The sequence below is a fragment of the Thiocapsa sp. C2-2m genome (assembly GCF_041903745.1).
In the GTDB taxonomy this organism is placed as follows: Bacteria; Pseudomonadota; Gammaproteobacteria; order Chromatiales; family Chromatiaceae; genus Thiocapsa; species Thiocapsa roseilacustris.
Genome location: NZ_JBBWVD010000073.1, coordinates 1 through 9,501 on the forward strand (window position 1 = coordinate 1; position 9,501 = coordinate 9,501).

9 protein-coding genes and 1 pseudogene are annotated in these 9,501 nt (G+C 65.0%); 6 read left to right on the plus strand and 4 right to left on the minus strand.

The window, feature by feature from the left end; all coding sequences use genetic code 11:
• Positions 1-184: 184 nt before the first annotated feature.
• Together AADX97_RS27870 and AADX97_RS27875 are read right to left on the minus strand one after the other, a co-directional pair.
• Positions 185-1,084, minus strand: coding sequence for an NADH-quinone oxidoreductase subunit I (locus AADX97_RS27870; protein ID WP_374237339.1), 900 nt, complete (start codon positions 1,082-1,084; stop codon positions 185-187).
• Between the two features lie 39 nt (positions 1,085-1,123).
• Positions 1,124-1,363: pseudogene (locus AADX97_RS27875) on the minus strand (4Fe-4S binding protein); the annotation flags it as partial.
• 400 nt (positions 1,364-1,763) lie between these two features.
• Here AADX97_RS27875 and AADX97_RS27880 point away from each other — a divergent pair.
• The 4 genes from AADX97_RS27880 to AADX97_RS27895 are packed head-to-tail and all read left to right on the plus strand — an operon-like array spanning position 1,764 to position 6,173.
• Entirely contained in the window at positions 1,764-2,531 is a 768-nt protein-coding gene (locus AADX97_RS27880; RefSeq protein ID WP_374237338.1) for a hypothetical protein, read from the plus strand.
• A gap of 41 nt (positions 2,532-2,572) precedes the next feature.
• A complete protein-coding gene (locus AADX97_RS27885) occupies positions 2,573-3,451 on the plus strand; it encodes a PhnD/SsuA/transferrin family substrate-binding protein (protein WP_374237337.1) in 879 nt (292 codons plus the stop codon).
• Positions 3,448-4,878: an ATP-binding protein gene (locus AADX97_RS27890; protein ID WP_374237336.1), complete on the plus strand. Its 1,431-nt coding sequence runs from the start codon at positions 3,448-3,450 to the stop codon at positions 4,876-4,878. The genes AADX97_RS27885 and AADX97_RS27890 overlap by 4 nt, the downstream gene beginning before the upstream one ends.
• A complete protein-coding gene (locus tag AADX97_RS27895; protein WP_374237335.1) occupies positions 4,875-6,173 on the plus strand; it encodes a sigma-54-dependent transcriptional regulator in 1,299 nt (432 codons plus the stop codon). Before AADX97_RS27890 ends, AADX97_RS27895 begins: the two co-directional genes overlap by 4 nt.
• A gap of 168 nt (positions 6,174-6,341) precedes the next feature.
• Here the strand turns inward: AADX97_RS27895 and yjjJ are convergent, their stop codons facing one another.
• Both yjjJ and AADX97_RS27905 read right to left on the minus strand, forming a co-directional pair.
• The gene (yjjJ, locus tag AADX97_RS27900; RefSeq protein WP_374237334.1) at positions 6,342-7,724 is read right to left on the minus strand and encodes a type II toxin-antitoxin system HipA family toxin YjjJ; all 1,383 of its coding nucleotides are present in this window, start codon (positions 7,722-7,724) and stop codon (positions 6,342-6,344) included.
• 179 nt (positions 7,725-7,903) lie between these two features.
• Complete coding sequence (locus tag AADX97_RS27905) at positions 7,904-8,059, minus strand: hypothetical protein (protein ID WP_374237333.1); 156 nt, start codon at positions 8,057-8,059, stop codon at positions 7,904-7,906.
• A gap of 136 nt (positions 8,060-8,195) precedes the next feature.
• Between AADX97_RS27905 and AADX97_RS27910 the strand changes: the two genes are divergently transcribed.
• A complete protein-coding gene (locus AADX97_RS27910) occupies positions 8,196-8,393 on the plus strand; it encodes a hypothetical protein (RefSeq protein ID WP_374237332.1) in 198 nt (65 codons plus the stop codon).
• Positions 8,390-9,262, plus strand: a complete 873-nt coding sequence (locus tag AADX97_RS27915; RefSeq protein ID WP_374237330.1) for a hypothetical protein — start codon at positions 8,390-8,392, stop codon at positions 9,260-9,262. The genes AADX97_RS27910 and AADX97_RS27915 overlap by 4 nt, the downstream gene beginning before the upstream one ends.
• Positions 9,263-9,501: the final 239 nt, after the last annotated feature.

A 9,501-nucleotide genomic window follows, 5' to 3' on the forward strand; every position in this document is an offset into this window, starting at 1 on the left:
GAGGCCGACCAGCAACTGCTGCTCGACCGGCTGAATCTGCAGCTGCCCGCGCAGCCGCCACCGAGGATCACCGCCGCGCTTCATGCCCTTATACACTAATCGCCTGTAGTGCCGACCTTCGCCCCTGCGGCTTATGCTGAACAATGGGTTACGCGCAAAATGGGCGCGAATAGTCAAAGACGGGCTAGCCATTTGGCCTTCGGCCTCCAGCGTGTTGGTCTGGCGGCTGGTGGCTAAACGCCAGGAAGGCACTGCGGGCGAAGTCGCGATCGCGTCGGCATGCCGGGCAGACGGGTTCGGGGTTGCTGTGCTCCGCTCCGCATTCGGGACAGGTTCGTGTCGTATGTCGGGTGAGGTGTTTCGGTGCTCGGTCGGTCGTCGTCTCGCCCGAGACATCGAGCGTTAGCGCCTGCTCGGGGCAAAGTTGGGTGCAGAGATCGCAGGCGATGCAGGCGGCGGCGTCGAAGCGCAGACCCCGCGCTGCGTGATCGGCGTAACCCGTCAGTGCGCCGGTGGGGCAGGCGCTGGCGCAGACACGGTGGTCGGCGCAGTCTTGGTTTGCCGTCAGGCTCGGGAAGAGCCGTGCGGGCAGGGGTCGCTCGGCTGCCGAGAGGCGTTGCAGGGCGTCGAGCAGGCGTTGGCGGCCGGGGCTCGCGGTTTGGGCCGGCGGAGTCGCGTGCGGCGCCGACGCCGGTTGGCTGGTCCGAAGCGCTTGTCCAGTAAAGAGCGCGCGTCGGCTGACCCGAGACTCCAGCAGCGGCTCGCCCATGTCCTCGACCATGCGAGCGGCGGGCAGGGGCATCGCGAGCAGGCGCGGCCCATCGGTCGGGGCCACCCCGCAGTCCTTAAGCAGCCGTCGGACCTCGTCGATGACGGGTGCAGCGGGGTGGGTGTCGGGATGCTCGCGTCCCCCGGCCGGACAGCGGGCGCAGAAGCCGCGATCGAGCAAGGCGACGGGGCGTCCGTCGGCCTCGGCCGTCAGCTCGGCGAGTGTGGCAGTGGAGAGTCCCCCGAGACAGGGCACCCGCACGGCACCGCTCGGCGAGTCCTTGGCCGGCACGCGCCAGCAATCGATCGCGATCATCCCGCTCGTCGTCGGAGTGATTTCGAATCCCGGCACGGACAGCGCATCGGTCGGACAAGCCACAGCGCAGCGGCCGCAGTCCACGCAGCCCGGGGCCAAAGCGGGCCCAGCCGATGTCGCGACCAGTGCGCCGGTAGGGCAGGCGTCCGTGCAGCGTCGACACGACAGCTCCGGGAACCGAGCCGGAATGCATACGTCTGCAGGAATGGCGAGGCGGGTGGTCGGACCGAGCGCTCGTGCAGGGTGGCGGTCGGGACGATGCACGTTGGCTGTTGTCATACCGATTCAGTGGTGCTCGATGTGGTCGAGGGTGGGCGATTCGGGTTTGGGTGAGCTTCGGAAAGCATTCGACATACCAGAGCAGCTTGCTGAGTTTTTTAGATCATTGATATACATAATAAAAAGTGGAGGTGTTGGATAAGAACCAACCCCGTCGGGGCGATGTGTGCTTACCTAAAGGTAACGCGACCCCCCGCGTCCCTGTTGAAAAGCGCGGGAAAACAGATGGGTGGGATGGTCGTAACGCGTATCGGCATACGTTACCGAAAGTAAACGCGGTGGCGAGCGCGATGGATGGCCGGGACGAGAGGCCATGGCCTGCAGTCAAGTTGGTGTGTACGCGCCAACTGCGCCATACTGACCGTGTTGAAATCAGAGCGAGTGATCGAGGGTCTGCACCATGTCCGCCGTGTTGGAACGTCGTGTTGATCGTTTGGAGGATGCGCTCGAAGCCTTCACCCGAAGTGTCGGTGTCGAGTTCAACAAGGCCTACAACGGCCAGGTTCGTTTGCAGCAGGAGATGCTCGCCTTCAAAGACGAGATGGGTGTCTTCAAAGAGGAGATGGGTGTCTTCAAGGACGAGATGGGTGCCTTCAAGGATGAAATGAGTGCCTTCAAGGATGAAATGAGTGCCTTCAAGGATGAAATGAGTGCCTTCAAAGACGAGATGCTCGACTTCAAGAACGAGTCCTTGCGTTACCGGGAAGAGGCGGAGCGCGACCGCAAGTCGATGAACCGGCAGTGGGGGGACCTTGCGAATCGTCTCGGAACCCTGGTTGAGGATATCGTTGCGCCGAACCTCCCGCGGGTTGCGCGAGACCTTCTGGGCTGTCCGCAGCCCGATCTGTTCGGTATCCGTCTGCGCCGTCGGTTCAACGGCGATAGTCGGGAGTACGACGCGCTCCTCGTCTGTCCGGGGGACGTCCTGATCAACCAGACGAAGAGTCGTCTGATTAGTGCACACGTCGATGAGTTGCTGCGGGTCTTGTCGGAGTTTCCGCAGGTCTTTCCGGAATACGCGGACCGTCGTTTAATCGGCGTGCTGGCCAGTCTTTACCCGGACCAGAGCATCATCACTTATGCCACATCAAAAGGCGTGCTCGTGATGGGCATGGGCGACGAAACCATGGATGTACTCAATCCCTCTGCTCTTGACGCCGCCGACTGATTCAACGCGAGGCCGTCGTCACGCCTTCCGAGAAATGCCCGATGTCGTCCCTGAGCTCACGCCGAACCTTTCTCTCCGGTCTGCTGGCGACCGGCGTCGGCCTCGCCGGCGGCAGAGCGGCCCCCGTCCGCGCATCGAGCCAGCCATTGCGGTTCGGTTTGACGCCGGTCGTGCTCGATGATCGGATTGCCTTTCTCGAAGCCTGGGCCGATTGGATGGAGCTTCAGCTCGGGCGGCCCCTGGTCTTCGTCCAACGCTCGCGTTATCGCGAGATCCTGGATCTTTTACTCCAAGGTCGCCTCGATCTGGCCTGGATCTGCGGTTATCCCTATGTCCGGAACCGGGCGCATCTGGAGCTGATTGCGGTGCCGCGTTTTCGAGGTCGTCCGCTCTATCAGTCTTATTTCATCGTCGGCGCGGATGCGCAGATCCAGCGGCTGCATGACCTGGAGGGCCAGCTTTTTGCCTGGGCCGATCCGGATTCCAATTCGGGGTATCTCTATCCGCGGTTTCGACTCACCGGCGACGGCCGGGATCCGGACCGTTTCTTCCGTCGAACCTTCTTCACCTGGGGACATCCGCGTAGCGTCGAGGCGGTGGCCGAAGGCTTGGCCGACGGCGCGGCTGTCGACAGCTATGTCTGGGAAACCCTCGCGCGCGGTCATCCCGAATTGACGGCACAGACCCGCGTGCTGGAGCGCTCGCCTGATTTCGGTTTCCCGCCGATCGTTGCCGGTCCGGCGTTGTCCGAGCCCGATCGGCAGGCCATCCGGAGCGTGCTCTTGAGCCAGGTTCAGGATACGGCCGGTCGGGCGCTCCTGAACGAGCTCAATCTCGACAGCTTTGGTCTCGAGACGACTGATCTTTATGACGACATCGCACGAATGGCCGGTCGTTTGGCTGGAGGGGACGGCGCGTGACGCTTCCGCTGTCGAGCTATCGGCTGCGGCTGCCGCTGAGTCTGAGTATTGCAGCCGTGGTGACCGCATTCTCGATGGCCGTTGCCTTGGGTCTGCAGACCCTGACCAATCTGCGCGAGGACCAGGGCCGCAACGCCATGACCCTCGGATACGCGATGGCCGGTGTCCAGATCCAGGCCTTGCGCAACGACGATGTCTGGTTGGCCTTCTCGTTGCTGCGCGGTCCCGACGGCGGCGGCGATGCGGTCTGGATCCTGGTCGACCAGTCCGGACGGATCTTTGCCAGCAACCGCCCGCGCCGCTTCCGCCTGGATCAGCCGATCGAGAGCGCCTTGCCGTGGCTCCCTAAAGCACAGCCGCAGGTCATCGACGAGACGCCCGGACGCGTGTCTGCGGTCGATCGCGACGATGTCCGCCGCGTGCTGCGTCTGCCGCTCTACAGCGATGGCTCCAAGGTCGGCGAGCTCATCGCCCTGCTCTCCGACGCGCCTTATCTGCCCCGGTTTCGCGAGATCCTCCTCGGCGGCGTCCTGGTGACCGGCGCGATCCTGGCCGTCCTCTTGCCGATCGGCTGGCTCTGGGGGCGACGCATGGTCGGGCCACTGGTGCAGTTGGCTGACTGTATGGGGCGCGTCGCCCGCGAAGATCCACGCCGGATGCAGTGCACCCTGCCCGACGGCGACAGCGAGATCGGGCGCCTCGGGCGGCAGTTCGCGGCGATGCTCTCGGCGCTCGCGCAGAAGGAATCCTTGGAGCAGCAGATGATCCAGGCCGAGCGTCTGGCGGCGGTCGGGCGGGTCGCTGCCGGGGTCGCCCACGAGGTCAACAATCCGCTCGGTGGTATGCTGATGGCCATCGACACCTATCGGCGTGCCCATCCGGTCGATGCGCAGACCGAGCGTCTCCTGGATCTGTTGGAGCGCGCCTTGCGCCAGATCCAGGGCTCGGTGTCCGCGCTGTTGGTCGAGGCGCGGGCGGATCTTCGCACCCTGACGCGAGAAGACCTGGATGACGTGAAGACCTTGGTCCAGCCGAACAGCGTCAAGGCGCGGATCGCGCTGAGTTGGGAGAACGACTGCCACACCGCGATCGACCTCCCGGCCTCCCCGGTCCGCCAGCTCCTGTTGAATCTGGTGCTGAATGCCGTCCAAGCCGCGCAAGACGGTGGTCATGTCGGGGTTTGGATCACCACGCAGGACAACCAACTGATGATGCGGATCGAGAACAGCGGGTGCGCCATTCCGCCCGAGCGGCTCCTGCATCTGTTCGAGCCCTATCCGGCGAGCCGACCGCACACGCAGGGCCTCGGGCTCTGGGTGTGCTACCAAATCGTCTCGCAGCTCGGCGGCACCATTCGGGCCGAAACGCAGGGCGAGCTCACCCGGTTTCTTGTCGCCCTGCCGCTGGCGCCGGAGTCCCCGGCATGATCCGTGTCTGTCTGATCGAGGACGATCCCATCATGGGCGAGGCCCTTATGGAGCGGCTCGGTTTGGAAGGCTTCGCCGTGGTCTGGCATCGCACCGGCGGCGACGGGATGCGTGCCCTGGCGGCCGGCACGGCCGACCTTGCCGTCATCGACGTCAATCTGCCCGATCTCTCCGGAGCGGACCTCTTCGCGCGGCTGCTCGACGAACGGGTGCGGATCCCGCCCAGCCTCTTCATCACCGGCTACGGGACTATCGAGGATGCCGTGCGCCTCCTCAAACTCGGTGCCGCGGACTATCTCACCAAGCCGCTCGATCCGACGGCCCTGATCGAGAAGCTCCGTGCGCTCGCCGGGGTGGGCGGTGGCGGAATGGACACGCTGGGTGACGAACCGCTCGGGATCTCCGCGTCGATGCGACACCTCGCCGGCGAGCTTGCCAGGATGGCACGCCATGCGCACACCCCGCTCCTGATCGGCGGAGAATCCGGCGTCGGCAAAGAGGTGGTCGCACGTCATCTGCACCGACTCCAATGTCCCGACGCACCCTTTGTGGCGGTCAACTGCGCGGCCCTGCCCGAGACCCTGATCGAGGCCGAGCTCTTCGGACACGAGAAGGGGGCCTTCACGGGTGCCGACCGCCGCCGAGCCGGTGTCTTCGAGCAGGCGGGCAGCGGCATCCTCTTCCTCGACGAGATCGGCGACATGCCGCTCGCACTTCAGTCGCGGCTGCTGCGCGTGGTCCAGGAGCGTCAGCTGACGCGTATCGGGGGCAGCGAGCCGGTCGAGGTTCCGGCGCGTCTGGTCTGCGCGACACACCAAGATCTGGCGGCACTGGTCCGGGAGGGGCGCTTTCGCGAGGATCTCTATTATCGCGTCCGCGTCCTCGAGATCCCGATCCCGCCCTTGCGCGAGCGTCCGGAAGACATCCTCTGGCTTGCCGAGCGGTTCGTTGCCGATTACGGGCGACGTGTGCCGCAGGAGCGGCGGGTACTGACATCCGAGGACCGCGAACGCCTTTTGATGCACACCTGGCCGGGGAACGTGCGCGAGCTACAGCACACGCTCGAACGCGCCTGCATCCTGGGGCAGGGTGAACGGCTCGCTCTGGACGGCGAGCAGGATGCGCCGGCGCAGACGGGTCTGAAGGCACAGACGCAAGCGAGCGAGCGCGCGGCCATCGAAGCCGCGCTGGCCGAGCAGGACTTCAGCATGACCGCGACCGCCGCCCGGCTCGGCATCAGCCGCAAGACACTCTGGCAGAAGATGAAGCGATACGGCGTCACGCGGCTGCGGTGAAGGTGCAGTCGGCACCCTGGTTCCAGTTCGAAAAGCCTCTCACGGAGACACGGAGGCACGGAGAACCCGGGAGTTTCTCTGCGAAGGCTCCGTGTCTCCGTGTCTCCGTGTCTCCGTGAGAGATTTGGAAACTGATCGGTGCCGGGAAGCAGGACGACCGGAGCTTGACTACACCCGCTCGGCCAGGTCGCGCAATGCCTGGCTATGGCGGCTTCCGAGCTCGCGAAATCCCGCGCTGATCCGCGCGTCCACGGCCATCCGCTCCCAGAAGGCCAAGGCAGCCCCGCAGGCGGCGAGCCAAGTCTCACGCTCGCGGGGCAGCGGGAGCGGTGGCGTCCACTCGGACGTGGGCAGCTCACCACCCGCCAGCGGCGCATAACGCATCGGCAGCATGTCGTAGGCGGGTGCCGGGCGAAGGCGCCCGGTGAGGGGCTGGAAGCTGAGATTTCCCGGGTGCATGTCCGTGTTGGCGATCAGCCGGCCGTACCACCAGAGGTGGTGGATCCGCGCGGCATCTTCCGTCTCCAGCAGCCTCGCTGCGACCAGGCCATCGGCCAGGCGGGGCCAGTCGTGGGCGTCCAGGCCGAGCAGCGCCGCGTTGACCGTCTCCAGGCTGATGAGTGGGCTGCGGCCGAAGGCGCCGTGGCGGTCGAAGCGCTCGACCTCGAGGAAGGTTCGCCCGGCGTGCGACAGAACACGACTGTGGGCGCCGGCCACGCCCGGCAAGCCGCGCGCACCCTCCAGGGCCAGATGCTCGCAGACCAGCAGGTCGGCCCAGCGGCGGACCGCGGCTGAGTCGTCCGCGCCCGAGAACTTGACCAGAACATGCGGCGTCGGTCGACCGGCGAGTTCGCGCCGGGCCGGGAACTTGGGATGCTCGCCCGCCGCGCTCGATCCCGCCACCCCCGCCGCCAGCGCCTGCTCGGCCAGATCCGCGTAGGCGGAGGCCGTGCTCGCTTCGCGCAAAGGCTCCAGGGTGAAGAGCCGTTCCCGCTGCCAGCGCTCGCAGGAGGTATCGCCGAGGATGAGGTTGCCGACGGTATCCGTCCCGACACGGCTCAGCGCGAAGAGGATGTCGTCGTCGTTCCAGAAATCGGGATTGTCCGGCGTCCCCAGCTCCCGCTGGATCCCGCGCGCGAGCTGGCGGCCGAGGTAACCCTGCGGACGCATATCGTACAGGGGGTAGGGCAGGCCATCCCACCATCCCTCGCGCGCCTCCTCGACCAGCGGCCAGTCTGTTCCCGTGAGGGCCATCCAGGATCCCGACGGGGCGACAGCGGACAGGGTTGCGAGCTGAGTCGCGCTGCCGGACGCATCGACGGCATAGAGCGGGTACTCGCCCGCGTCGCCCCGTAAGGACCGGCGCAAGGCGTAACGGGTCCGCCGTGCCTTGCCCGCGACCAGGATGGGCAGGAAGCTCGCGGCCAGCAGTCGGTGCAGCGTGGGGACGCTGATCTCCAGCTCCCGGGCCAGATCCGCCGCCCGGACGGCGGCCCGACCCCCGAGCACGCCGGCAAGGCGCTCCTGCGCGAGCTGCTGTTTCGTCCTCAAGGCTTGGCGCTCTCTCGGATCGCGGCGGCGAGACGATTGATGAAAAGATTCTCAGAGAGAAATCTATCGTTTAATAAGTGACTTGTCGATCCTGTTCGAGCATTCGTCGCAATAGATCGGGCCGGGGTCACTAGCGGCAGATGTAGTCTGCTGAACTGCGTCGCGTTCTTCTCGGGCAGCTACAACAAGTCGACCGGGGCGCCGCGCTCGCCGCTGCCAAGCCGCTTGTGATAGCGGATTTGGGCAACGCGATCATGGACGCAGCGATCGTCGAGGCGGTAGCCTTTGTGTTGCGTCAGCGCAGCTTCGACAGCCAACCAAGAGACGACGACCATGCTTGAGATCGTTTACGGCGAGACTGACCACCGCCAAGTTGCGTCCCAGCTCGCCGATATCCTGCAGGGCATGTAGCTGGACGGAACCTTCTACATCGGCTACCCCGTCATCGCGTCGGCCGACGAAAAGGTGGTTGTGGATGCGCTGCTACTCACGGAGCAGCATGGACTGATCGTGTTCAAGTTCCATGGCCAAACGCCTCGGGCAGATGACCAGTCGGTGTGGCAGCATCTGGAGGACGCGCAAGACCAGCTCTTCTATGCGATCGATGCGAACCTCGGTCGGCATGATGAGCTTAGGGCCGGGCGCAAGCTGGCATTGTTCTCGCGTTGAAGGCCGCCTACCTGCACTCCCAGCACCCGGACTGGACCATCGCCATCACCTTCTTCTCGCGGTCCTTGTACCAACAGTTCGAAGACTTGATCCGGCGCTTTTCCTTCGAGCACATGAACGACGAGCCCAACTGGGATCGCGTCAAGATCCTGCACGCGTGGGGCGGCCGTGGTCGCGAGGGCCTGTACTCGTCGCTTGCCGAGTACTCCAACGTGGTTCCGCGGGACTTCATGTACGGCAAGGCCAGGTATGGCACGGATGGCGCCTTCCAGGGCATCTGCCGGGAACTCCTTGCACAAACCGCCCAGGCCCCGAATCCACCTATCTACGATGCGGTACTGATCGATGAGGCGCAGGATATGCCGCCTGAACTCTTCCGCCTCGTCTACCGCTTCACCAAGGATCCGAAGCGGATCATCTGGGCGTACGACGAGCTTCAGACCCTGTCGGAGAGCGTGATGCCCAGCACGGGGGAGCTGTTCAGGGTCAACGCAGCTAACGAGCCTTTGGTGACCATTCTGAACGAATCGGGTCGACCTCGCCAGGACGTCATCCTACCGGTTTGTTATCGAAACACACCCTGGGCGTTGACGCTGGCGCATGTCCTAGGATTCGGGATTTACCGAGACCCTAAGCTCGTCCAACACTTCGATGACCCGAATCTCTGGGCGGATATCGGTTATGAGACCGTTGACGGGGTATTGGCCCTCGGCTCCCAGGTAACGCTTCAGCGGGCCAAGCAGTCATACCCGGACTTCTTCGACCGGCTCCTGAAGCCTGAAGATGCCGTCGTCTCGCGGGCGTTCGCCGACGAGGTCGAACAGGCTGAATGGGTTGCAGAGAGTGTCCAGCGCAACCTGACTGAGTGAGTGCGGTCAGCGATTTTGATGGTTTCGCGATCAAGTTGCGTGATGGGGGTCGGCGAAGCGCTCCCCCGGTCTCGCGCGGCCGGGGTGTGGGCCGGCGGCGCGAGGTGGATCAAGCGCGGTGGCGGGACTCAGAACAACAGGGGATCGTCGAAATCCGGTCCGTCGAACAGGTCCGGTTGGTGGTCGTGAGGCCGGTTTTCGTCGCGTTCGGCATCGCGAATTTGGGAGGCGTAGCGGGT